Origin of the sequence: Sphingobacterium faecale (assembly GCF_016746095.1) — a bacterium.
In the GTDB taxonomy this organism is placed as follows: Bacteria; Bacteroidota; Bacteroidia; order Sphingobacteriales; family Sphingobacteriaceae; genus Sphingobacterium; species Sphingobacterium faecale.
Map to the genome: position 1 here is coordinate 128,336 of NZ_JAERTY010000007.1, position 22,329 is coordinate 150,664.

A 22,329-nucleotide genomic window follows, 5' to 3' on the forward strand; every position below is an offset into this window, starting at 1 on the left:
GAATAATAGTTTTTGTAAAATTAAGAATTTTTGACAGGTTTAAGTTGTGGTGTTATCTAGACTTTCTTTTATTTCTTCTAAAATGGAAGTGTTTTCCTGAAGATCAAACTGAAGATCTTCATGTAAAGCCATTATGTTGTTATATGTTGTTTTAATCCGGGTAATTATATATTTATGTAACTTTGTTGCTGCTTGGAGGTGACTTTTCTGGTACAATACAGGATATTGCTGATAGGGGTAAACAAGTATAAACAATCGACATTCTGCTGTGCTGAATTTGTCTTTTGTGACTTTTTCGTGCTCGTTGATTAATCCGCTTGCTTGTCTTAGAATATTGTTGAGTGATTTGTAGTTGGAAAAAGAGGCGCTGTTTGAGACTTGTCTTGCAGTATCGTGAAATAGGCCTTTTAATTTTTCTTTTAAGTATTCAATTCTATTTTCAAGATCATATTCATTCTCTAATAACTGGTAATGCAGCTGTTTTAGTAACATTTTGTCTTTATTGATTAGACGTATTAAGAGTTTGTCTTTTTCTTTTTGAGAAAGGCAAAGTACTGCAGATCTGAGCTCAAGGTCTTTATGTAGGGACATGCTGTAAATTTACGTATTGTAATTGGATTTAACTCATTTGATGGAGAAAGGATGGGGAAGATATTTGAGTTATTTAGCTGAATTTTTTCTTAAGCTATTCTTGAATTCCAGGGTTTTTATCTATGTTTGAATGATATAATATTCTAAACTATTTGTAGAATGGTGCTGAAAATAAAGATGGATGCGACATAACATATTCCTACCGAATCTATTTCTGTTTTTTGTAGTCACAGTAGTGCTTTTTTCCTGTAATGGATCCTATGACAAAAGAAAGGAGGCCGATTATAGTGAAGCATTGGTGCGCTCACTGTTGCTGAGGACACAGGGGCTGCGACTTGATACCTTAGAAACCGAACAGTTTATTAAGTCTGTAATTAAATCTAAACAAGGTGACTCTTCAGGTTTGGTTGCCTATTATGGAATTTTAGGGAATATTTCTGCAAAACAATATGATCGATTAAATCCTCGTAGTGAATCTTATTATCAGCATGCTCTTGAACTTGCCAATAGGGAGGATTTGCGGGTAATGAAGATTTGGAGTTTGGTCAACTATGCCTACTACTTTTATACCTTTAGGCAGACTGAAAGAGCATTGCCCCTGTTTATGGAGGCAACTTTTTTGATTGATACTTTGGGAGAGGACTATGTTATCTTGCCAGAGGATACCTTCAGGAAATTAGGTTTCTTTTTCGGTAACCTAGGAAATTATGAAGACGCTATTTATTATCTGGGAAAAGGAGATCGTTACGCAACAATATTGGCTCCGAGAGAGCGGGGTGCGTTGTTGGATAATTTGGGGCAATATCATCTGTATAATCGAGATACAACTATTGCACTTAACTACTTTTTAGAGGCAGAATCACTGGCTTTAAAAGCTAAAGATTATGTACGATATGGCAAAGTATTGGGCAATATCGCTTTGGTGCACTTGGGAAGGGGAAACTATGAACAGGCATTGGCTCTAGTTAATCGGGATCTACGATACTCAGAGGCGGCTAATAGTGTTCAGAATACAATGTATGCACAGGTCTTAAAAGCAAAAATTCTTTTAAAAATGGATAGTGTTACTGCTGCCTCTGAGATGTTGAGAAGGGCAGAGCTATATGCCAATTCAAAGATTTATTTGAAGACTGATGTACTCAGGATCAACCGCTTAAAGCTTGATATTGCATTAAGAAAAAAGGATGAGGGACAGGAGCTTTTGATACGCCGTAAACTAGAGCTTTTAGAAGGGCTTGTGACAGATTTGGATGGAGAGAGGACTTTGTTACAAAATAAGTGGCAGGTTGATAAGGAGAAGAAAGAGAAAGCACTTCTCGAAGCAGAGTCTGGTTATCAAGTAGAACGATATAGAAGGGTGATACTGAGTACTCTTGTGGTAATGGTAGCCTTGGGTTTATTTATCGTTCTTTCTTATTTCAAACGCTTGTCGAAAGCTCGGGAATTAAAGTATGAAAAAACGGTGGTCGAGTTACAGTTGAAAAAAATATCGGTAGATAAGAAGCTTTCAATGGCCAATGAAACATTGGAGTCATACAAAGAATATCTTGCAGAAAAGAATAGACAGATTGATAATCTCCAACGAACTATTCATAGGATTAATGATTCTGAATCTCATTATTTAGAGAGAGAGAAAGGGTTATTGCAAGAAATCTTAGATTCTCACCTTTTGACAGAGGAAAACTGGGCAAGTTTCAGAAGATCTTTCGATGCTCATTATCCTATGTTTTACCTGAATTTGAAACGCGATTTTCCTGAATTAACAGATTCTAATATGCGTTATATCATTTTAACTAAGTTGGGGCTCTCTGTAGTAGAAATATCGAATCTATTAGGGATTTCGACAGAATCTGTCAAAAAGAGTAGACAACGGCTAAAGAAAAAAATGGGGGATCGTTTTAGAGAATTTGAACAGGCTATATATCAATAGTTTTCTCGTGAATATGCTATATAATTGAAAAGTACCATTTAATAGGTTGATTACACCATTAATAATGGTGTTATTAGTGTATTTTTGTATATGGTTGGTCGAGTACCTATAATTGAGCAATGCACGGTGTCAAGTGGCGTGAATAATGATGTCACAGTCGAAAAATTGAGCGACTATTTGGTGCGTAATGAAAATCTGGTTTTTCCGCACCGACACAATTTTTACCATTTTCTGCTGTTTACTGCGGGTAGTGGCCAACATACTATCGATTTTGAAGCTTTTAATATTGAGTCCTGGCAAATTTATTTTATGTCTCCCGGTCAAATTCATACCTGGAGTTTTGAAGGAAATATGGAGGGGTTTGTCGTTAATTTCAATAAGGATCTTTTTAAGACGTTGCTGATAAATCCAGATTACTTATCCCATTTCTCTTTTTTTTCGGGAGTAGTAAAAGACGAGGTTTTTGTTGTCGATGTAGATAAGCAGAAAATAGTGGAGGATGTGTTGGAGAAAATGCGTCATCATCAGAATGATAAAGGGCTTATCTCCACGTCGCTGCTGTATTTGTTTCATCTGTTGGAGGCAGGAAGAGAACGTAATACGACTTTTGAAGCGAATCGATATAATCATACGCTGTTGAGAAACTTCTTGCAGCTTATCGAATTGAATTATAGAAAACTAAGGTTGCCTAAGGATTATGCTTCTTTGTTGTATATTACACCTAATCATTTAAATGCACTGTGTAAAGAGTTGCTGGGGATGTCGGCAGGAGAGGTTATACGGGATCGGGTGATTTTGGAGGCAAAACGGCTGCTTGTTATACGAGATTTTTCAATAGCTGAGATTGCTTATGAATTGAACTTCAATGATAATTCTTATTTTACGAAGTTCTTTAAAAAAATTGAAGGAATGACTCCTGAAGAGTTTAGAAAGAAAAATTATAATTATGGAAAATAATAAAGAAATAACAAAACAATATACTTTGCCTGGTGAATTTAAAAGTGCGATAGATGGGAAGTGCCCACGTTGTAGAAAGGGAGATATGTTTAACGCACCTTTGTTTAGTTTCAAATCGCGTAAGATGAAGAGTCACTGTCCACATTGTGGCTTGAAGTTTGAAAAGGAGCCTGGCTATTTTTACGTAGCGATGTATGTGAGTTATGCTTTTGTGGTTGCTGAGCTAGTGACAGCTTGCGTTGCTACCTATATTTTTACACATAATCTTGAATCTCCATGGCTGTACCTTACGGTGGCTATATTGGCAGCCTTTATTATGGCTCCTTTTAACTATCGTTATTCAAGAGTAGTCCTGATGTACTGGTTGACACCCCAATTTAGATTTAGGGAAGAGTTTTTTTTACGGGAGAAACCGGAATAGATTATATGGATAAAATGCGGTCCTCCTTTATTAGGTATAAAAGAGGACCGTATTTTTATAGAATAGGGTTGTCTTTTAGATATTTCTCCCAAGCCCATGCAGAAGCCATCATCTCGTCTATACCTAATTGGGCGGTCCAGTTGAGTTCTTTAGAGGATTTGGTTACATCGCCCCAAACTTTTATGATATCACCTTCTCTTCGTGGACCAAATGTATAGTTTAACTTTTGTCCAGCAGCTTTTTCAAAGGCCGAAATTGCTTCTATTACGGAGTAGCCATTTCCTGTACCAATATTGAAAACATCGTATCTGCCGTTAGGATTTCCTTTTTCCAATAGGTTGATTGCCGCTACGTGTGCTTTGGCAAGATCTACAACATGGATATAGTCACGTATGCAAGACCCATCAGGGGTATCGTAGTCATTGCCGAATACGGTTAATTTTTCACGTTTTCCAATTGCTGTCTGGGTGATGAATGGGAGTAAATTCTGTGGCACTCCGTTGGGCAGCTCGCCGATCAGTGCGGTATCATGTGCGCCGACTGGGTTGAAATAACGCAGGGCGATAATATTGTAGTTATTATAAGCGAGTGCTGTCTCCGACAGTATTTCTTCTGCTATCTGTTTGGTGTTTCCATAGGGCGAAGTTGCTTTTTTTACAGGTGCACTTTCTGTGACCGGCAGTGTGTCTGGTTCACCATACACCGTACAACTCGAAGAGAAAACAAAATTCACGGGTGTATCTCTATAAGAATTTAGCAGATTGAGTAAGGAGAAAAAATTGTTGTGATAGTATTTTAGAGGATCTGCAACAGACTCTCCTACGGCCTTGGATGCAGCAAAGTGTATAACACCAGTTATTCCGGATTGGCTGCGTACGAATTCACGTGTTTTATTTTCATCACAAAGATCAAGCTGGTGGAACTCTGGACGTACTCCAATAATACGTTCAATCTGATCTAGAATTTTGATGTTCGAATTGGAGAGGTTGTCTACAATTACAGGAGTATATCCGGCATTGAAAAGCTCGACCACGGTGTGAGAACCTATATATCCCGTACCTCCTGTTACTAATATTTTGTTCATATGTTTTGATTTGTGTTTTCTATAGCGTAAAGGTCTTTAAAATATTTTATCGATTTGATGAGGCCTGCTTCAAGGCTTATTTTGGGAGTCCAGTCCAAGATCGTGGTTGCTAGATCAATGTCTGGTCGACGGCGTTTTGGATCGTCTTCTGGAAGGGGTTCAAGTTTTATTTTAGAGCTACTGTTGGTCAGGCTTATGATTTTCTGAGCCAGATTCAATATAGTGAGCTCCTCTGGATTGCCTATGTTCACAGGATAGGTGTAGGGGGAGAAGAGAAGCCTATAAATTCCTTCAACCTGATCCGATATGTAACAAAACGAACGGGTCTGTTCTCCAGTTCCGAATACGGTAATATCTTCTCCTCGGAGTGCCTGGCCAATAAAAGAGGGCAATGCCCGGCCATCATTGGGGCGCATGCGGGGGCCATATGTGTTAAATATGCGTACAATACGGGTGTCTAGTCCGTGGAAGTTGTGATAAGCCATCGTAATGGCTTCTTGGAACCTCTTGGCTTCATCATAGACACCGCGAGGGCCTACAGGGTTGACATTACCCCAATATTGTTCGGATTGAGGAGATACCAACGGGTCTCCATATACCTCTGAGGTGGAAGCGACAAGAATACGCGCTTTCTTGTCTTTTGCCAGCCCTAGGAGATTGTGTGTACCTAGGGATCCGACCTTGAGGGTCTGTATCGGTATACGTAAATAATCGATAGGACTCGCAGGTGAAGCAAAGTGCAGTATATAGTCCAGTGGTCCAGGGACATGGACGAACTTGGATACATCATGGTGTAGGAAATCAAAGTTTTCTAGACCAAATAGATGTTCTATGTTATGAAGGCTGCCTGTTATCAGATTGTCCATGGCAATGACATGGAATCCTTCTTGTATAAAGCGGTCACAAAGATGGGACCCCAAAAAACCAGCTGCCCCTGTTATCAGTATTCTTTTTCGCACGTTCACCTGCACGTTGTTTCGAATTAGAAAAGGTTTAATATCTTTGACGAAGATAAGTATTATTTCACAATATGCGATTGTTGTACGATTTGGGGATTGGACTTTATACCTTGCTTTTGCGGGTTGTTTCGTTATTTCACCCCAAAGCCAAGCTATGGATAGATGGTCGGAAAGGCGGGGTGATTGAGATAGAACAAACGATTGAAAAGGGTCATCGTTATATATGGTTCCATTTTGCTTCTCTGGGCGAGTTTGAGCAAGGACGGTCTGTTTTGGAGCAGATAAAAAAAAGTTTTCCACAGGAAAAAATTGTAATAACATTCTTCTCCCCCTCGGGATTTGAAATAAGGAAAAATACGAATCTGGCGGAGTATGTGTTTTACCTTCCGGTAGATACCAAGCATAATGCTCGCCGTTTTATTGAGGCTATTCAGCCAAAGTTTGCGGTTTTTACGAAATACGAATATTGGTATCACTATTTCAACGAACTGAAGAAGCAAGATATTCGATTATTGATGATTTCTGCAATTTTCAGAGAACAGCAACTTTTTTTTAAACCTTATGGAGGTTTCTATAGAGGTATTTTGAAGAAAGTTTCATTTTTCTTTACACAGAATATGGATTCTGTCCATATGCTGAAATGGATTGGTATTACCAATGCAGGGTTGGCTGGGGATACGCGTTTTGATAGAGTCGTAGAGCTTCCAAAAGTGCATCAAGAAAATCCTGTTGTGTCCTCTTTCCTGAACGGACAGCATGCAGTTGTTGCTGGAAGTACTTGGCAAAAGGATGAAGAGCTCTTGCAGCAATTGATTATAAAAGCAGGAAATTGGTGCTTGATTTTGGCTCCGCACGAGATACATGCTGATCATATTGCTGAGATTAAGAAGTTGTTTCCCAAAAGTATCCTTTATTCACAATTTTCCGCCTATAGTGTGGAGGAGGTTCAGGAAGCTAGGGTGTTGGTCATTGATAACATAGGTATGTTGTCTTCGCTGTACCACTATGCAGATATAGCTTATATTGGAGGTGGTTTTGGAGCAGGCATCCATAATACATTAGAAGCTGTAACTTATGGTAAACCGGTTATATTCGGCCCGAAATACGAGAAATTTCAGGAAGCTGTGGATCTGGTTACTCTAATGATAGGTTTTTCTATTTCTAATAATACCGAATTGCAGGAGGTGTTTGTGGCACTCCAAGATGTAGAGAAAAGACGCGAAATAGGGACTGCCGCGTTGGAGTATGTGAAACAACGTGCTGGCGCTACCCAGATTATTATGAAGTACCTAGAGACAGAAGAGCTTTTGACGAAGTCCCTCTAAAAAGAAGAGGCTGCCCCTAAGGACAGCCTCAATTTATTAAAAAATTGAAAATTGGACGTAATTGACTTAGTAGTAAGTATATCTTCTTACTCCTGCGATATGTCGTGCAAGACGCATGACTTGATGTGTATAGCCATATTCATTATCATACCACACATACAGATTGACATGCTTACCATCTGCTGAAACTATGGTCGCCGGGGCATCCACAACAGAAGCGGCGGAAGTACCTATAATATCGGAAGAGACCAGTTCGACATTGTCTGAAAATTTGATCTGTTCTACCAGACTACCATATAGGGCGCTTTCCTTTAGAATATTGTTGAGTTCCTCTACGCTTGTTTTTTTGTTAAGCTCAAGATTCAAAATTGCCAGTGATCCATTAGGAACGGGTACACGTATGGCATTGGAAGTCAGTTTTCCAGCCAGTTCGGGCAATACTTTTGCAACAGCAGAACCTGCTCCGGTTTCTGTGATGACCATATTCAGTGCTGCTGCACGACCTCTTCTGGTCTTTTTATGCATGTTGTCGACCAAGTTTTGGTCATTGGTATACGAGTGTATGGTCTCTATATGGCCGTGTTTGATGCCAAGGGTACGTTGGACGACTTCCAAAATTGGAGAGATGGCATTGGTGGTACATGAAGCGGCAGAAAAGATCGTTGTATTTTCCAAATCGATCATGTCATTGTTGACGCCGTATACAATATTGGGTACGCCTTTGCCTGGAGCTGTCAGTAGAACCTGGGATGCTCCTTTGGCGGTAAGATGTCTTGCTAACTCTTCGTTATCCCTAAATGCTCCTGTGTTATCGATGACCAACGCATTCTCGATACCATACTTGGTATAATCGATCTCTTCCGGATTTTTTGCGGATATGATGTAGACGGTTGCTCCGTTTATGATTAATGCTCCCTTTGTTTCGTCAACTTCGACTACCCCCTCAAAATCTCCATGGATAGAGTCATTTTGAAGTAGTGTTGCTCTTTTTTGCAACGTTTTGAGGTCTACATTATCACGTGTCACGATAGCACGGAGGCGTAATTGATGCCCAGCACCAGCCTTGCTGATTAGTTCACGTGCCAGTAGACGTCCTATCCTGCCAAAACCATACAGGACAACATCTTTTGGTGCAAAAGATTTATGCTCTTGTGCCGAAAGTAGTTCCTTCTTGATAAAGTATAGAATGTTTTCTTCTTCTATATTTTGATTCCGAACTTCTAAAGCTAGCTTGCCAATATCTAAACGGGAAGGTGCCAGCTTTAAATGCTGCATAGATTCCGCTATCTGCAATGTTTCAAAAATACTGATTGGACTATCGGATAGCGCCTTAGATTCTTGATGCAAGGTGAGAATGCGACTTACTCTACGATCGAAAAGTTGATTTCTGAAGAAGACTAATTCAATAGAGTGGTTGTACCATAGATTGCTGACAATCTGTACCAGTTTAACAGCCGCGTTCTGTTTACTTTTGTAACTTTTGATTTCAGACTCAAAAGTCGATTTTTGTACCATAATTCTTGCTATAACTTTATGGGACAAAAATAGGGGAATAAAAAGGTAAAGAGCGAAAGATTTTAAAGAATTGATAAAAATGAAATGCTTTTAAGGTTTTTCTTTTTTATTTTCTTATTATTAATCCTGTTTTGTTGCGGATTATTTAAAATAAGTGCGCTTATTTAATGCCTTGAAAAGCTGTCGGTGCATTATTTTGGTATGAAAAAAAGCTCTGAGGCTATAAAATCTGCGAATAGTTTGCCTTCGCGTGTCAGTTTATAGGAGCCATTAGGTTCTGATTGGACTTTTTGTTGTTCGACGAATAATGTAATTTCACGTAGAAAATGTGACTGTAAATCTGTTCCAAAGCGCTCTTCTATCTCTCGAAGCTCTACCCCCCACATAGTCCGCAGTGAAGTCATGATATATTCATTGTAGGAATCTATTAAGGAGAGCTGTTCAACCTCTTGGTAGGAGGTGTTGTCCTGTAAGGCGGCCATGTATTTTGCGTTGTTGGCGATATTCCAACTGCGTGATACACCATTGTATGAGTGTGCTGAGGGGCCGATGCCTAAATAATGCTTACCTTTCCAATAGTTGGTGTTATGTATCGCATAGCTTCCGTTTTTTGCGAAATTAGAAATCTCATAGTGCTCATATCCGTGTGATGTGAGTGTTTCCATAAGCATCTGCATCTGCACTTCAGCTTGTTCGTCTAAAATGGCTGGAGTCTTTCCGGATTTGATTTGATGCGCTAGTGCTGTTCGTTGTTCGACGGTCATCGCATAAGAGGAGATATGGGGTACTTCCAGTTGTATGAGTTTGTTGATATTACTCGACCATTTCTCATTGGACAGTAGAGGGTACCCATAGATGAGGTCGCAGGTTATATTTTCGAAACCTGCATCTTGAACTCTTTTGATTGCTGTATCGGCTTCTTGCGCATTGTGTGCTCTATTCATCCACAAGAGATCTTCTTCGAAAAAGGATTGAATACCGATACTAAACCTATTGATCGAAGTCTGTCTTAATGCATTTGTTTTTTCTGAAGTAAGATCGTCCGGGTTCGCTTCCATTGTGATTTCTGCCTGCGAATCTATATCGAAATGGCGGGCGACTTGATCAATGATCTGTTGTATCTCTGAAGCCTCTAGGATCGAAGGTGTCCCCCCGCCGAAGTAGATGGAATGTATTCGTCTGTCTTCTATATAATGGGAGCGAGCTGCTAGCTCTTTATGCAGAGCTAGCAGTAAATCTTCTTTGTACTTTAATGAGGTTGTGAAATGGAAATCACAATAGTGACATGCCTGTTTGCAGAATGGAATGTGGAAATATATCATTTGCGCTCATAGTAATTGTCGCTCGACTCGATGTCTGCAAGACGTTGTGTCGGATCTATCCATATTTTGGAAGGTGTTTTAGATACAGGAAACGTGTATGTTGGCACAGTCCAATTCCAATCTTCCAGAATAGTTCTTTTTACATTTTGATAAATAGTATAGTCTTCAGCCGGTTTTTCGCCACGCATCTCTCGCAGAGGGATATAAAATAGTTCTTTAGTGCCGTCCTCATACTCAATCAGTACATCTAGCGGCATTGCAAGATTCGATTTGTTCTGCAGGGTAACATGATTGGCTGTTACCTGTTGAATGCCGTAATCTATATGCCGTGTGGTGTTGACGAACAGGTTGAAGTACCATTTGAGATTGATTCCTGAGATGTCCTCTGCAACTCGCTTGAAATCATTGGGTGTGGGGTGTTTGAATTTCCATATATCATAGAATTTCAAAAATGTCTTATCTAAATTCGATTTTCCTATGATATAGCCAAGTTGTTCCGCGAGGACAGCTCCCTTGTTATAGGCTTGGTTGCTATAGCCGTAATTGGTGTTGTAGTAATCCGCAAGGAGACTCATTGGTTCTTCTTTCCCTGATAAGGCCAATTTATAGTAAGCACGATAGGCGTCTATCATTGGGTTCGTTTCCAGAGTTCCCTTTTTATAGAAAAGTTGTTGCATACCTAGCTCTTCTACATAACTGGTAAAACCTTCGTCAAACCATTCGTCTACTGTTTCATTGATTCCGAAAAGATGTTGATACCAAGAGTGGGCCGCTTCGTGGAAGATCACACCGACGAGGCTTTTTATATTTCTGCCTCCGGTCACTAAGGTTGCGGTTCCATATTCCATCCCGCCATCGCCTCCTTGGATGATGGTGTATGTAGGCCAGGGGTATGGCCCGAATTTTTGACCACACATGTCAAAAAAATCAGCAGCAAGACCTAGGGCTTGTTTCCAGTTCGCTACGATGGAGTCATTGGTAGGAATGTAGACGGTATAAAGTGTCGTTCCATTTTTGTTTTTAGTCGAATCGACGACAAATTTTGGATCAGCAGCCCATACGAAATCGTGTATGTTTTCAGCCTTATAATGCCAGGTAGCTTTATTGTTTTCCGTCTTAATTTTTGCTTTGTGCCGATAACCTTTTACTTCGCTTGGGTTCTGTAATACACCAGATGCACCGACTATATAGTTTTTGTTTAAGTGTATGGAAACGTCAAAATTTCCAAAAGGGGCAACAAACTCTCGGGCTACATACTCATCTAGATGCCATCCGAATTCGTCAAAGTGTGCCATTTTGGGGTACCATTGTGCCATGGAAAGAGCGACATCTTCTTTAGAATTTCGTCCCGTTCGTCTGATTTGCTCGGGAACCTGAGCAGTCCATGTCAGTTCAAAGGAAGCCGTTGCTCCGTCTGCTATTGCTTCTGGAAGTGTGACTTCTAACAATGTTCCATCTGTCTTGAAATTGGTTTTTTTTCCGTTCATAGACAAGGTTTTGATCTTTTGGTAACCGATTTGCTCTGGGGTGAGTGTAGCGATACGACTTTCCCGTTTCGGGTTATCTTTGGTGCCTATGTTTGTGGTCATCCTGCTGTCGGGATCAGCAATGTTAGCTAACCTATAGTCCATCATACTTCCTGGTTGAAAAGCGTTGAAGTAGAGATGGAAGTATACTTTGGATAAACGCAGGCCTGAATTATTGGTGTACTTGAGGGTCATCGTTCCATCGTACTGGTAGTTTTTCTCGTCGACATCGACATCTATTTTGTAGTCGACGTGTTGCTGCCAATAGCCTTTGCGCTGAGCAAAGGTTGAGTGAGTGCCAATTAAGGCTATTAATGCTAATAAGAAAACTTTTGACTTCATCTTTCAAACATACAAAAACCCAGGTAAATTTTGGTCAATACGGAGTTGAAAAAGAAGTGTTACGGGGTTCTTAGAATTTAAAATATTCGATATTGCTCTGTAAAAGGGCTTCGTGCATTAGGAGGTTGTCATCGTCAGCCTGAAAGAGCTTGTTCCGCCAGTATCTGGTTGGTTTTTCTTTTCGCATATAGATAACATATAGATTGCCACCGGAACGGGTAAGGCTTCGTAGGTGATCGATCTCTATAATGGGATAGACAGATACCTGTTCAGAGAAAGCAACGGTTAGACTTTCTGGGGTTAACGTCCATATGGAGGGGCGTTGACTTACTTTTACGGCTATATATAAGATGGCGGGAATAGTTAAAAGTACAATGATGATTTTATAGATCTCATCAAGAGGAATATAAGAACTGATGCCGCCGATGGTAAACAGCAGTAGAAAAAAGCAAAGCATATATTTTCCTCTATGGAGTGTATTGATCTGGAAAGTTTGATTCATCAAACAAAGATAGCGAACTTTTGGGCCTATAGTTTGAAATACTTTTCAGGATTTATCTTTTTGTCGTCTTTTAAAATCTCGTAATGTAAATGGGGCCCTGTGCTTCTGCCGGTGCTTCCTAATAAACCTACAGTTTTACCTGCATCTACAGTTTCACCTTTCTTTACTTTGGTTTTTGAGAGATGGGCATATCGGGTTTCGTATCCATTTTTATGTTTTATTTTGACAACATTTCCATACTCCCCTTCATATCCAGAGAAAGTAACCTTTCCGGATGCTGTGGCTTTTATAGGGTCTCCCGTGTTACCTTTTAGGTCGACGCCGGAGTGCATTTCTCGGCCTCTATTCGTAAAGGGATTGGCTCGGTATCCAAATTTGGATGTTACCCTGCCGTTATGTGGTATACCGATGGGCAGACTGGATAGCTTGTAGTCCAGATCTTTTAGGGCTTCTTCGTAATATTCGCTAAGCAGATCGATGTTTTCCTCATCCGGTTCGATTGGGCCTCCTGCGTTTTGTAGTGCAATCGTTTTTAGCCCCCGCTTTTTCATTTTTTGATTGATGATTGTGAGTGTCGAGTCTATCTTGTTAAATGATCTTTTTGCTTCTATTATTCCGCGCTCGGTCTCATTTTTCTTTAAAGTCAGCTGGCGGTTTTTCTGATTTATTTGATTCAATGTAGCCTCATACCTAGAGTTTAGCTCTTTCTCTTGTCTATGTGACATATAGAGGAGCGAGCCGGCAAGTGTAACAATAACGGCTAGCAGTAACAGCGTAATATTTTTTAAGTTCTTTACAATAAATGTGGGGACAAGTAGGCTCTTGTCTTTATGTCCCTCTATGCAAATCAATACAGATGATTTCTTCTTTAACATATTCTCAACTTTTATTGGGTATTACATACGGTGCCTGCAAAAGTACATATTATGTGCTTAAGTATCAATTTGTTGTTGTTGATTTTCAATATGTTATTGTTAAAGTATGTTAAAAATGTTCATTTTTGTGCTATGTCGTTCGCAAGTAAACTTATAATATGGTATCAGTCAGAGGGACGCGATTTACCTTGGAGGAAGACCCGGGACCCCTACATTATTTGGTTGTCAGAGATCATTCTTCAACAGACTAGAGTAGAGCAGGGATTGCCCTATTTTTATACTTTTAGAGAGCATTTTCCGACCGTTCTGGACTTTGCTGAAGCTAGCGAAGATGAACTGCTAAGATTGTGGCAGGGGCTAGGTTACTATTCGCGCGCTAGAAATATGCACAAAACTGCTAAGATTGTTGCATATGAACTAAAAGGGGAATTTCCTGTTGATTATGATAGTCTTTTGCGCTTACCAGGGATCGGAGAATACACGGCGGCAGCAATTTCTTCTTTTTCTGTAGGAGAAAGTAAAGCTGTATTGGATGGGAATGTGTTTCGAGTGCTTTCGCGTGTTTTTGGAATTTCGACAGCTATCAACAGTACCGAAGGTAAAAAGCTGTTTCAATCCCTCGCTCAGGATTTGATCAGTACGATAGATCCTGGCACCTATAATCATGCTATTATGGATTTTGGAGCTACTGTTTGCAAGCCGAAAGCACCTCTTTGTGAGTCTTGTGTGTTTCGTGGAGAATGTGCAGCTTTTGAAGAGGGCTCTGTAGCGCTTCTCCCCGTTAAGATTAAGTCCAAAAAATCCAGAGATCGTTATTTCAATTATTTTTTGGTTGAAGAAGATGGTTTGGTGTTGATGGCTCGACGTGGAGGGGATGATGTTTGGGCAAACATGTATGAATTTCCACTCCTAGAGACGAGGGAGGATCTTGATCTCGAAACTTTGATGCGCACAGACGAGTATCGGTTTTTTTTCGGTAGTACTGTGGTAGAACCTATAGGTGGAATAACCAAACATGTGCTGAGTCATCAGAATATCTATGCCCGATTTTTTAGATTACCTGATGCGAAGAGTGTTTTGGAAAAAAAAGATACCTGGCATTATTTTTTTTTAGAAAATTTGGATAAATTAGCTAAGCATAAACTTATTTTTTCTTTCATAGATAAGTATTTTAAAGACTAAATCAAATTCCTAAATTATTATGTCAAGTGTCAACAAAGTTATTTTAGTGGGTCATCTGGGGAAAGATCCTGAGCTACGTTATTTAGAAGGGAATATTAGTGTTGCTAGTTTTCCTCTAGCTACTTCTGAAACATTTAATAGAGATGGCAAGAGAGTCGAACAAACCGAATGGCATACTGTTGTTATGTGGAGAGGGTTGGCTGATGTTGCAGCTAAATATCTAACGAAGGGACGTCTAGTTTATATTGAAGGTAGGCTTCGTACGAGAAGCTACGAAGACCGTGAAGGTATCCGTCGATTTGCGACAGAGATAGTTGCTGAGAGTTTTAATCTGCTTGGGCGTCGTTCGGATTTTGAAAATAATGCTAATTCCCCAGTGGCAAGCGATAAAAAGGCACAGGCACAGGCACAGGAACAACAAGTCGATTTCACTGAAAATAATGACGAAGACGACGGCCTTCCTTTTTAAACGATAAATAATAGGAAGGCGTTCTTGAAATTTTATTTTTTGCCGTATCTTTGGCTTTATGTTGCAAGATAAGATTAAGCAGTATACACAAGAGATTGAGCAGTTTGCTCCAGGTTCGGCAGCCGATGTAGAGGCTTTCCGTTTGAAGTTTTTGGTTTCTAAAGGTATCGTAAAAAGTTTGTTTGAAGAGTTTAAAACTGTTTCTGTTGAAGAGAAGCGAGTTTTGGGTAAGGTCTTGAATGAATTTAAACAATTGGCAGAGGATAGATTTCAAGAAGCTCAAGTGGAGTTTCAGCAATCTAGTGGTGATTTAGAAAGGAAAGAGGGGGATTTGACGCTTCCTGGTGAAGGAATAGAGTTGGGGTCTCGACATCCGCTATCTCTGGTTCGTAAGGAGATTGTTGAAATTTTCAAAAAGCTTGGATTTGTGGTGTCTGAAGGTCCAGAAATAGAGGATGATTGGCATAACTTTTCTGCCCTGAACTTCCCACCGGAGCATCCCGCTCGTGATATGCAAGACACCTTCTTTATTAAGAAGCAGGAAGGTAATGATATCGCTCTACGTACACATACCTCTTCGGTGCAAGTCCGTATGATGGAGATGGGGAAACCTCCCTTCCGTGCCATTATGCCAGGGCGTGTATACCGGAATGAGGCTATTTCTTCTCGAGCACATTGTTTTTTTCATCAGGTGGAAGGTTTGTATGTAGATGAAAATGTTTCGTTTGCTGACTTAAAACAAACACTTTTTCATTTTGTACAAGAGCTGTATGGAGAGGGAACGAAAGTGCGTTTCCGCCCTTCTTATTTCCCATTTACAGAACCATCTGCTGAGATGGATATTTCCTGTACGATCTGTAAAGGTACAGGGTGCAACCTATGCAAGGGATCTGGATGGGTCGAAATCCTTGGGTGTGGAATGGTAGACCCCAATGTGTTAGAAAATTGTAGTATTGATAGTAAGAAGTATAGTGGTTTTGCATTTGGGATGGGAATAGAGCGTGTTACCAATCTGAAGTATGAAATAAAAGATTTACGTCTTTTCTCTGAGAATGATACGCGGTTTCTGTCGCAGTTTGAAACAGAGATTATATAATGAAGCATATCAGCATTTATATTGCATTCACCTTTTTAAGTGTCTTCTTTTGGAGTTGTGGGAGTGGAGGATGCAATATTGTGCCTAATGTGACGTTTCAAATAACGGTCACGCAGGGATCCCATCCTAATCTATACAAACCTGGGGGGTGGGTATATGCGGATGGAGGTGTCTGTGGACTTATTGTGTACAATGATGGAGGTAATGTTATAGCTTATGATCGTTGTAGTACGGTCAATATCCAGGAGCGGAATCGCGTTGAAGTCAATGGTTTTGAAGTCGTGGATAGTGCCTCTGGTGCTAAATGGTTGCTTTTGGATGGTTCTCCTGCACATATCGCGGAATGTCATCTGAAACCGTATCGGGTCAGTAAGACCGGTGACTTCTATAAAATTTACAATTAATATGAGTCAAGAAGATCTGGTTATAGTTATAAAAAGGGCTGCGCGAGACTTGTTCCGTAAATATGGCTATAACAAAACCAGTGTCAATGAGTTGGCTAAACAGGCCAAGATTTCCAAGGTCACTTTCTATAAATACTTTTCCTCTAAGGAATCTATTCTTCACGAAGTTCTCCTAGATTATATACGGGAGAATGTACAGGATATTCTGAATTCCGGTGTTCGTGAAAAAGATCTTCCTACTTTTTTGGCTAATACGATTTTAAGGGTTAGTCGGGTAACTTATACGGTCTGTAACGAGTTTGTAGGATGGGAGTTTATTCGTGAATCTACCAACGCTCAAGAGTATCTGAAAACTTTATCCGACGACCTTGAGTTTTTGCTGCTAAGCTCTTTTATTCAAAATGAAACTATTGGCAATACTATCGCCGAGGAAAAGCTGACCTTTCTGATAAAGACCAGTAAAAACATTGTCTTTTCATTTGCCTTTACTGCGGTAACTGATGCCGATGTTAAAAAGAACTTTATTTCTTTCCAAAAGGAAATTCTACCTTATTTGGTTCAAGCGACTATCGCTTAATGCTGTCTGATTGTATTTTCCTATTATTGTCAGTGCGTTCCCCCTTTTTATGATGCTGTTAATATGCTGCTAAAAATGTATTTTTGCAGACATATGGGAAGAAGAATACCGCAAGAAAAAAGAAGCCTGAGCAATATTGAGATTTTTGATATTGCTGAGGAGGGAAAAGGTGTAGGAAGACATGACGATTTAGTGCTGTTTATAGAAAAAGCCATTCCGGGAGATGTGGTCAATGTAGAGTTGCAGCGCAAGAAAAAGAGTTTTGCAGAGGGACGCGTTACGGAGATCGTCTCAGCATCTCCTTATCGTACTGATCCATTCTGTCCTCATTTTGGAGTGTGTGGTGGATGTAAATGGCAACATATGTCATACGATGCTCAGCTGAAGTTTAAACAGCAGAGTGTTGATAATGCACTGTCTCGTATAGGTAAAGTAGATACTGCTGGCATGGAGCCTATTTTAGGTTCGGAGCAGACGCAATACTATCGGAATAAATTGGAGTATACGTTTTCGAATAAGCGTTGGTTGACTAATGTTGACGAGGCTACGGATGCGAATGATATGGATGCTTTGGGATTCCATGTCCCGGGACGATTCGACAAAATTCTAGATATTGAGCATTGCTTCTTACAGGAAGAACCTTCTAATAAGTTGCGTAATGCTATTCGTAGGTTTGCTGTTGAAAATAAAATTTCCTTTTATGATCTGCGTATGCATGAAGGGGCGCTACGTAATTTGATTATCCGTACTTCCTCTACAGGTGAGGTTATGGTTATTGTGGTTTTTGCATATCCAGAGGAAGGTCAGGTGGAACTGTTAATGGAGCATATTGCCTCTCAATTTCCAGAAATAGTTTCTTTATTATACATTGTCAATCAAAAGAAAAACGATACGATCTTTGATCAAGATATTCAGGTATTCCGTGGTCGGGATTTTATTTATGAAGAGATGGAAGGCTTGCAGTTTAAGGTTGGTCCAAAATCTTTCTATCAGACAAATTCACGCCAAGCTTATGAACTGTACAAAATCACACGAGATTTTGCAGGACTACAGGGGAGTGAGTTGGTCTATGATTTGTACACGGGAGCGGGTACGATTGCCAATTTTGTCGCTCGAAATGCAAAAGAGGTTATTGGAGTAGAGTATGTTCCTTCTGCGATTGAGGATGCGAAGGTTAACTCTTCGATTAATAATATCGAGAATACGAAGTTTTTTGCTGGAGATATGAAAGACGTGCTGACGGTAGACTTTATTGCGGAACATGGTAAACCTGATGTATTGATTACTGATCCTCCACGGGCAGGTATGCATCCTGATGTTGTTAAGCGCATATTGGAGATGGAGGCTGCAAAAATAGTATATGTCAGTTGCAATGCTGCTACACAAGCACGCGATTTGGAGATGCTCTGTACTAAATATGATGTTGTGCGTATTAAGCCTGTCGATATGTTTCCTCAGACACAGCATGTTGAGAATGTGGTTTTACTACAGTTAAAATAAAGCAATATGGATTTAAGTGATCTTTTAAATAATAAATCTACTAATGGAGCGGAGGACGTGCCTTCGAAGGGCAATAGTCCTTTAACAAGCTTGAAAGTTGATTTGGATTTTTATAGCGAGTCTATAAAAGAGATTTCGGGTGAGATGATTGCGGAGGGGTATACACTTTATCCTATTTTTATCGCTCATCAGCACGAGGTGAGCTTAGGGGAGGTTATACTGGACAAGGCCGAGCTGAACACAAATTGGTCGATAAATGCGAGCTCATTGGAAGAATTTGTGGAAAAAGGAGTAATTGAAAGTGATAGAAAAGCTTATTTTGAAAAGCACTTTAAAAAGGCAGACGATTTTATGTGCTTATTTGTGGTTGTCCCTGAAGGTGCCAATTTTGTTTTTTACCCGTTTAAGTAGTTGCAGGTGTTTAATACTTTTTAACATTCTGTAGTCTAATATTTGTTTACATTAGTACCAATGATTAGATTTTTTATTAAGATAACGATCTTGTTCCCCATCTTATTTTTTATTACACAGAGGGGCACGGCACAGATGACAGAGTTGCCAAAGGTCTCTGGTTTAATCTTGGAAAAAGGGACAGGGAACAGGTTGGCAGATGTTAATGTGATCAACCTCAAAACGAATAGAAAGGTTACTTCGAATAATTTCGGCGTTTTTTATATTGATGCAATGATTGGGGATAGTCTTTCTATTACAAAGGTAGGCTATGGTTCTTTAAAAACAGTGTTGTACACTTTAAATGACGTCGTATTGGAAATGCAACCAGGGATGCAGATTGAAACAGTTGTAGTTGCACGCCAGACGAGACAACAAGAGATGGAAGATATTCTACGGGATTATGAAAAGAAAGGAATTTATAATGGAGGTAAGAATAAGGTCGGAACGTATCTAAATAGTCCGGCTACCGCGTTGTATAACCTTTTTGGTAGAGAGGCTAAGAATATGAAGCGGTTTGAAAAATATATGAACCGTGAGGTCAATGAAATTGCTGTAGATCGGATTTTTACGAAAAGTGCTGTTTCAGAGCATACAGGATTGGAAGGAGAGGCGCTTACAAATTTTATGGAGATATACCGTCCGTCTTATGAACAATCAAAGAACTGGGGGCAATATGATCTGCTAAATTATATTGTGAGTTCTTTTAAAACGTGGGATGGGCAAGGCAGACCGGCTCCTGTTAAATTGCCGAAGTTAGAGATTCCTCCACAAAATTAAATAAAATGAAGTGCTATGTCGTGGGTTTATGTCTTATCCTTACTTTTGGCATTTACTTTGTTTAATAGTTAGGGATATATAGAAAATATTATTTGTAAAGTTATGAAAATGAATCAGAAATTGGCAGTGTATGGTCTTTCTTTGGCTACCTCTGCATTGTTATTAGGGAGCTGTTCGACTATTCAAAATGCCAATAATGCAACTAAGGGCGGAGCTATTGGTACAACAGCAGGCGCTGGTCTTGGGGCATTGATCGGTGGTAAGGCTGGTAATACAGCTATAGGTGCTATCGCGGGCGCAGTGATTGGTGGTGCTGCAGGTACGCTGATCGGAAATAAAATGGATAAACAGGCGAGAGAGATTGAAAATACAATTGCTGGTGCTGAGGTGGAGAAGGTAGATGAAGCTATCTTGGTGAAATTTGATTCGGGTATTTTGTTTGACTTTAATAAATCTACGCTAAAAGGTGATGCTAAGACAAATATTGCAAAGCTGGTCGAGACTTTAAATAAAGAACCGAATACAGATATTTTAGTTATCGGACATACAGATAATGTAGGGACCTTAGCCGCAAATGATAAGGTGTCTAGTGACCGTGCTAGATCGGTAAGAGATTATGCGGTATCTCAAGGTTTATCAGCATCTCGCATTGCAACAGAAGGTAAGAACTATTCGGAGCCCATTGCATCTAATGATACGGAAGCGGGACGTGCGCAGAACCGTCGCGTGGAGATTGTGATCACTGCGAGTAAGAAAATGCAGGATGAAGCGAGAAGAGAAGTAGGGCAATAGTATTTTTTGTCTAAAGATATCTTGAAAGGCTCTCCAGATGGAGAGCTTTTTTTATATCTATATACTTTTGAGTGGATGGGCGATGAACGATAAATAGCCTTAATCAGGTAGGGAATAAATAAGAATATGTTGTTTAGACGTAGATGCAGAGGGCTTATGGTTATTTGTTAAAATTTAGTAAGCTCTGCCAAACTGTCATAAAAAATGATATTTTATTTTTAACTTTGTAGTCTTTTATAATAAGCTATGTTAGAATTAACACATACAACAAAGACACACGATGAAAATCGTCAAGGAGAGGCCTTAGAGTTTGCTCCAACCGGTAAATCGGATGGTAGGAAGCTTTATATTGAGAGCTATGGTTGCCAGATGAATTTTTCGGACAGTGAGATTGTTGCGTCTATATTGATCGATAAGGGGTTTGAGACAACTAAAGACTACAAGGAAGCCGATGTTGTATTTATTAATACGTGTTCTATCCGGGAGAATGCCGAACAGCGTGTTCGGAACCGTTTGAAGGAGTTTGAATCGGCTAAAGCGAAGAATCCAGGAATGGTTGTTGGTGTGTTGGGCTGTATGGCTGAGCGACTGAAAGCCAAGTTTCTTGAAGAAGAGAAGCTGGTGGATGTAGTCGTAGGCCCTGATGCTTATCGTGACCTCCCCAATTTGATTGAAAAGGTAGATGACGGGAACAAGGCTGTCAATGTATTATTGTCCCGTGAAGAGACGTATGCAGATATCAGTCCAGTACGGTTAAATTCCAATGGAGTTTCTGCTTTTATATCTATTATGCGTGGGTGTGACAATATGTGTTCCTTCTGCGTTGTACCGTTTACCCGTGGAAGAGAGAGAAGCCGAGATACACATTCTATTGTCAAAGAAGCACAGGATTTGTTTGATGCGGGGTATCGTGAGGTGACGTTGTTGGGACAAAATGTCGATTCTTATAAATATACGCCTAAAGTCGAAGAGGGAGAAGAGCCGGCGAAGACGGTCAATTTTGCTAACTTATTGGAGCTTGTTGCTCAGGTAAGTCCGGATTTACGTATACGTTTCTCTACTTCTCACCCAAAAGACATTACGGATGAGGTATTGTATGCCATTGGACGGTATGAAAATATATGTAAGTATATACATTTGCCTGTACAATCTGGCAACTCAAGAGTACTAGAGTTGATGAATCGTACGTATGATAGAGAATGGTATATGGAGCGTGTGGAGGCTATTCGTCGCATTATACCGGAGTGTGCGATTTCAACAGACGTTATTACAGGCTTTTGTACAGAGACTGAAGAAGAACATCAGGAGACGCTCTCGATGATGGATTTCGTGAAGTATGATTTCGCTTATATGTTTGCTTATTCAGAACGGCCTGGTACGTTGGCGGCGAAACGCTATGCCGATGATATACCTGAGGATGTTAAAAAGAGAAGATTGACAGAGGTTGTAAATAAACAGCAAGAACATAGTTTAGAACGTATACAGCAATACGTAGGAAAAGTTCATAAAGTATTGATCGAAGGTTTTTCTAAGCGTTCGGATCAAGATTATTGTGGTCGTAACGATCAGAATACGATGGTTGTATTTCCAGTGGATACACGGTTCAAGGTCGGGGATTATGTTCACGTGCTAGGCGAAAGCTGTACATCTGCGACATTAATCGGACGTATTGTTGAGTAATAATTAGTCAAAAAATTCAAACAAAATATCTCATTATTCAATACTAAGAT

22 protein-coding genes are annotated in these 22,329 nt (G+C 39.9%); 14 read left to right on the forward strand and 8 right to left on the reverse strand.

What is annotated here, in order from left to right; genetic code table 11:
- Nucleotides 1-39: 39 nt before the first annotated feature.
- Nucleotides 40-591: a hypothetical protein gene (locus JKG61_RS12850; RefSeq protein ID WP_202103384.1), complete on the reverse strand. Its 552-nt coding sequence runs from the start codon at nucleotides 589-591 to the stop codon at nucleotides 40-42.
- A gap of 181 nt (nucleotides 592-772) precedes the next feature.
- Here JKG61_RS12850 and JKG61_RS12855 point away from each other — a divergent pair, with 181 nt between their 5' ends.
- The 3 genes from JKG61_RS12855 to JKG61_RS12865 all read left to right on the forward strand — a co-directional run bounded on the left by JKG61_RS12855 (nucleotide 773) and on the right by JKG61_RS12865 (nucleotide 3,899).
- Nucleotides 773-2,521, forward strand: a complete 1,749-nt coding sequence (locus JKG61_RS12855) for a hypothetical protein (protein WP_202103385.1) — start codon at nucleotides 773-775, stop codon at nucleotides 2,519-2,521.
- A gap of 90 nt (nucleotides 2,522-2,611) precedes the next feature.
- A complete protein-coding gene (locus tag JKG61_RS12860) occupies nucleotides 2,612-3,478 on the forward strand; it encodes a helix-turn-helix domain-containing protein (RefSeq protein WP_202103386.1) in 867 nt (288 codons plus the stop codon).
- Entirely contained in the window at nucleotides 3,468-3,899 is a 432-nt protein-coding gene (locus tag JKG61_RS12865) for a DUF983 domain-containing protein (protein WP_202103387.1), read from the forward strand. The genes JKG61_RS12860 and JKG61_RS12865 overlap by 11 nt, the downstream gene beginning before the upstream one ends.
- A gap of 55 nt (nucleotides 3,900-3,954) precedes the next feature.
- On the opposite strand, the gene galE is transcribed toward JKG61_RS12865, so the two are convergent.
- Nucleotides 3,955-4,983 carry a UDP-glucose 4-epimerase GalE gene (galE, locus tag JKG61_RS12870; protein ID WP_202103388.1) on the reverse strand — a complete coding sequence of 343 codons (1,029 nt, stop codon included), beginning with the start codon at nucleotides 4,981-4,983 and terminating at the stop codon, nucleotides 3,955-3,957.
- On the reverse strand, nucleotides 4,980-5,942 hold the full coding sequence (locus tag JKG61_RS12875) for a UDP-glucuronic acid decarboxylase family protein (protein ID WP_317192408.1): 963 nt from the start codon (nucleotides 5,940-5,942) through the stop codon (nucleotides 4,980-4,982). The genes galE and JKG61_RS12875 overlap by 4 nt, the downstream gene beginning before the upstream one ends.
- Nucleotides 5,943-6,013: 71 nt before the next feature.
- On the opposite strand from JKG61_RS12875, the gene JKG61_RS12880 reads away from it, so the two are divergent.
- Nucleotides 6,014-7,267, forward strand: a complete 1,254-nt coding sequence (locus tag JKG61_RS12880; protein WP_202103390.1) for a 3-deoxy-D-manno-octulosonic acid transferase — start codon at nucleotides 6,014-6,016, stop codon at nucleotides 7,265-7,267.
- 66 nt (nucleotides 7,268-7,333) lie between these two features.
- Here the strand turns inward: JKG61_RS12880 and JKG61_RS12885 are convergent, their stop codons facing one another.
- The 5 genes from JKG61_RS12885 to JKG61_RS23175 all read right to left on the reverse strand — a co-directional run bounded on the left by JKG61_RS12885 (nucleotide 7,334) and on the right by JKG61_RS23175 (nucleotide 13,349).
- Complete coding sequence (locus JKG61_RS12885) at nucleotides 7,334-8,782, reverse strand: glyceraldehyde-3-phosphate dehydrogenase (protein WP_202103391.1); 1,449 nt, start codon at nucleotides 8,780-8,782, stop codon at nucleotides 7,334-7,336.
- Nucleotides 8,783-8,973: 191 nt separating this feature from the next.
- Complete coding sequence (hemW, locus tag JKG61_RS12890; protein WP_202103392.1) at nucleotides 8,974-10,104, reverse strand: radical SAM family heme chaperone HemW; 1,131 nt, start codon at nucleotides 10,102-10,104, stop codon at nucleotides 8,974-8,976.
- Complete coding sequence (locus JKG61_RS12895; protein ID WP_202103393.1) at nucleotides 10,101-11,972, reverse strand: M1 family metallopeptidase; 1,872 nt, start codon at nucleotides 11,970-11,972, stop codon at nucleotides 10,101-10,103. Before JKG61_RS12895 ends, hemW begins: the two co-directional genes overlap by 4 nt.
- A gap of 70 nt (nucleotides 11,973-12,042) precedes the next feature.
- On the reverse strand, nucleotides 12,043-12,474 hold the full coding sequence (locus tag JKG61_RS12900) for a hypothetical protein (protein ID WP_202103394.1): 432 nt from the start codon (nucleotides 12,472-12,474) through the stop codon (nucleotides 12,043-12,045).
- 26 nt (nucleotides 12,475-12,500) lie between these two features.
- Nucleotides 12,501-13,349 (reverse strand): M23 family metallopeptidase, encoded by an 849-nt coding sequence (locus tag JKG61_RS23175; protein ID WP_202103395.1) that lies wholly within the window; start codon nucleotides 13,347-13,349, stop codon nucleotides 12,501-12,503.
- Between the two features lie 132 nt (nucleotides 13,350-13,481).
- Between JKG61_RS23175 and mutY the strand changes: the two genes are divergently transcribed.
- The 10 genes from mutY to miaB all read left to right on the forward strand — a co-directional run bounded on the left by mutY (nucleotide 13,482) and on the right by miaB (nucleotide 22,279).
- A complete protein-coding gene (gene mutY / locus JKG61_RS12910; protein ID WP_202103396.1) occupies nucleotides 13,482-14,531 on the forward strand; it encodes an A/G-specific adenine glycosylase in 1,050 nt (349 codons plus the stop codon).
- 19 nt (nucleotides 14,532-14,550) lie between these two features.
- The gene (locus tag JKG61_RS12915) at nucleotides 14,551-15,000 is read left to right on the forward strand and encodes a single-stranded DNA-binding protein (protein ID WP_202103397.1); all 450 of its coding nucleotides are present in this window, start codon (nucleotides 14,551-14,553) and stop codon (nucleotides 14,998-15,000) included.
- Nucleotides 15,001-15,058: 58 nt separating this feature from the next.
- A complete protein-coding gene (gene pheS / locus JKG61_RS12920) occupies nucleotides 15,059-16,096 on the forward strand; it encodes a phenylalanine--tRNA ligase subunit alpha (protein WP_202103398.1) in 1,038 nt (345 codons plus the stop codon).
- A complete protein-coding gene (locus tag JKG61_RS12925; protein WP_202103399.1) occupies nucleotides 16,096-16,500 on the forward strand; it encodes a hypothetical protein in 405 nt (134 codons plus the stop codon). Before pheS ends, JKG61_RS12925 begins: the two co-directional genes overlap by 1 nt.
- 1 nt (nucleotide 16,501) lies before the next feature.
- Nucleotides 16,502-17,077, forward strand: coding sequence for a TetR/AcrR family transcriptional regulator (locus tag JKG61_RS12930; protein WP_202103400.1), 576 nt, complete (start codon nucleotides 16,502-16,504; stop codon nucleotides 17,075-17,077).
- A gap of 93 nt (nucleotides 17,078-17,170) precedes the next feature.
- Nucleotides 17,171-18,577 carry a 23S rRNA (uracil(1939)-C(5))-methyltransferase RlmD gene (gene rlmD, locus JKG61_RS12935; protein WP_202103401.1) on the forward strand — a complete coding sequence of 469 codons (1,407 nt, stop codon included), beginning with the start codon at nucleotides 17,171-17,173 and terminating at the stop codon, nucleotides 18,575-18,577.
- Between the two features lie 6 nt (nucleotides 18,578-18,583).
- Nucleotides 18,584-18,988 carry a hypothetical protein gene (locus tag JKG61_RS12940; protein ID WP_202103402.1) on the forward strand — a complete coding sequence of 135 codons (405 nt, stop codon included), beginning with the start codon at nucleotides 18,584-18,586 and terminating at the stop codon, nucleotides 18,986-18,988.
- A 60-nt stretch (nucleotides 18,989-19,048) separates the two neighbouring features.
- A complete protein-coding gene (locus JKG61_RS12945; protein WP_202103403.1) occupies nucleotides 19,049-19,807 on the forward strand; it encodes a hypothetical protein in 759 nt (252 codons plus the stop codon).
- A 108-nt stretch (nucleotides 19,808-19,915) separates the two neighbouring features.
- Nucleotides 19,916-20,599, forward strand: coding sequence for an OmpA family protein (locus JKG61_RS12950; RefSeq protein ID WP_237249471.1), 684 nt, complete (start codon nucleotides 19,916-19,918; stop codon nucleotides 20,597-20,599).
- Between the two features lie 246 nt (nucleotides 20,600-20,845).
- Entirely contained in the window at nucleotides 20,846-22,279 is a 1,434-nt protein-coding gene (miaB, locus tag JKG61_RS12955; RefSeq protein ID WP_202103405.1) for a tRNA (N6-isopentenyl adenosine(37)-C2)-methylthiotransferase MiaB, read from the forward strand.
- Nucleotides 22,280-22,329 lie beyond the last annotated feature (50 nt).